At 37.5% G+C, this 2,102-nt stretch carries 3 protein-coding genes; 2 read left to right on the top strand and 1 reads right to left on the bottom strand.

Going from position 1 to position 2,102, the window contains the following annotated elements; all coding sequences use genetic code 11:
• Nucleotides 1–1,130, bottom strand: a 1,130-nt coding sequence (locus tag QZU45_RS12290) for a dicarboxylate/amino acid:cation symporter (RefSeq protein WP_295355706.1), incomplete at its 3' end; no start/stop codon positions are given.
• A gap of 372 nt (nt 1,131–1,502) precedes the next feature.
• On the opposite strand from QZU45_RS12290, the gene QZU45_RS12295 reads away from it, so the two are divergent.
• Together QZU45_RS12295 and QZU45_RS12300 are read left to right on the top strand one after the other, a co-directional pair.
• Entirely contained in the window at nt 1,503–1,850 is a 348-nt protein-coding gene (locus QZU45_RS12295) for an STAS domain-containing protein (RefSeq protein WP_295355708.1), read from the top strand.
• A gap of 12 nt (nt 1,851–1,862) precedes the next feature.
• On the top strand, nt 1,863–2,102 hold a 240-nt coding region (locus QZU45_RS12300), incomplete at its 3' end, for a hypothetical protein (RefSeq protein ID WP_295355710.1).

A 2,102-nucleotide genomic window follows, 5' to 3' on the forward strand; every position in this document is an offset into this window, starting at 1 on the left:
ATCATATCCAGCAGACGATCAATACTTGCAATCAGAGCAACAGCCTCAAGAGGGATACCAACCTGAGTAAATACCACGCTCATCATGATTAGACCAGCACTAGGAACACCTGCGGTACCGATTGCAGCAACAATACCCATCAGAACAATAGTGACCTGATCGACCATGGTCAGATCGATACCATAGATTTCAGCAGCAAACACTGCACAAACACCCATATAAATGGAAGTTCCATTCATGTTAATGGTGTTACCTAATGGAATAGAGAAAGAAGCAATTGCCTTAGTTGCACCTAGCTTACGGGTTGCTACAAGATTTGATGCTAGAGCAGCTGCTGATGAGCAGGTGGTGAAACCGATAATCCAAGGCTCTGCTATATCCTTAAAGAAACGCTTTAAAGGAATTCCAACGTAAACGCGTACAATCGGAATATAAACCACCACGAAGAATAAAGCGGTTGCAACAAATGAGCACAGAACCAGCTTTAGCAGAGGAAGCAGCACAGCAAGACCATGCTTACTTACAGTGAAAGCGATCAGAGCGAAAACACCGATAGGAGCATAATGCATAACGGCATTGGTCATCTTGATCATAACTTCGCCAACGCTTTCAAAGAAACTATTCAGGCTCTTACCTTTCTCTCCCATTGAAGCCAGGATAAAACCAAAGAACACAGCAAAGAAAATGATCTGAAGCATTGAGCCCTTTGACAGTGCATCAAAAGGATTCATAGGAACAATGTTCAAAAGAGTATCTTTAAGTGCAGGAGCCTTAACCTCATTGATAGTTAAACCATCTGTTGAGAAATTAAGTCCGGTTCCAGGATGAACTAACTGAGCAATGATAAGACCAAAAATAACCGCAACACCGGTAGTGCATGCATAAACAAGAAGAGTCTTAACAGCAACACGACCAAGCTTTGAGATATCTGCGATACCGGCAACACCTGAAATAATGGTTGCAAATACCAGAGGAACCACAACCATACGAATCAGTCTAATAAACAGATCACCAAAAGGCTTGATGTAATCTGTAGCAAAACTTTCACTAATAAATGTACCGAAAACAGTACCAAGTACTAAACCCAGAAGCATCATCCAGGCTAGGCCAAATGACTTTTTCTTTTCCATTTTTATCTCCAGAAATCAGATAAAGAGTGTTAATGCACTACACTAGAGCAAATAAATAACACTCTTGCATGAGTTTATGATACGTAAAAAAGGCTTAATAATCAAAGAAAACATGGTTTAGCGCACTATTATGTAGCAAAAAATGAGATTTGTGTTACATATTGCCTTTTTTGGGACTTTTAATGTAAACAACTTTTTTATTTCATTTAAACAAGAAGAATTATTAATTTCTGCTGCAAAATTCCACATACCAAAAATCTTATGAAAAAAGCTATTCTTTATGCTCTGAAATTAAAGAAAAAAATGTAACTATAATTTTTTTACATTTTGGTAAAATAACCACCGACAATTACATAACCACAAGGAAAATAAATGGAAATCCATCTGAATGACAGTTCAATGAATGGAACAGAAATAATCAGTCTAAAAGGAAGACTTGATGCAATAAGCTCATCTGAGCTTGAAGAAAAAGTTGAACCTTTAACCTTAAATGACAGTAAAAGTTCACTGATCTTAGAGCTTACCGGATTAGAATACATCAGTTCAGCAGGTTTGCGTGTAATTCTAAAAACAGCAAAAAACTGCAAAAATAATAGTAAAAAACTATTCTTATGCGGACTTACCAAGAACGTTTATGACATCTTCAAACTTTCAGGCTTTGACCTTATTTTAAACATTAAGCCTGATCTGAATTCAGTTAAAGAGGCTTTAACCAACTGAAAGGTAGCTTAATTGATCCTAAATTCAAAAAATTTGACCGCTGCTGTTCTGGGAATAATGATTCCCTACGCTCATGCACAGTTTTCACTGAATGTTGAGGAAAACGAAATCTATGCCGTACCTTTCAATCAGGAGAATCCAGTAGAACGTCGCATTGATACTCTTGATGTCAACAAGCTCTCAAAATACGCATACCTTTTAAGAGCTAATCACATGGTTATGCCTTCATACGGTCCTAAGACCTCAAAGGAG

The organism is uncultured Succinivibrio sp., from assembly GCF_902756765.1.
Lineage (GTDB): Bacteria > Pseudomonadota > Gammaproteobacteria > Enterobacterales > Succinivibrionaceae > Succinivibrio.

Excerpts from the sequence above, each read along its gene's own strand:
- QZU45_RS12295 (WP_295355708.1), top strand. The coding sequence starts at position 1,503 with ATGGAAATCCATCTGAATGACAGTTCAATGAATGGAACAGAAATAATC.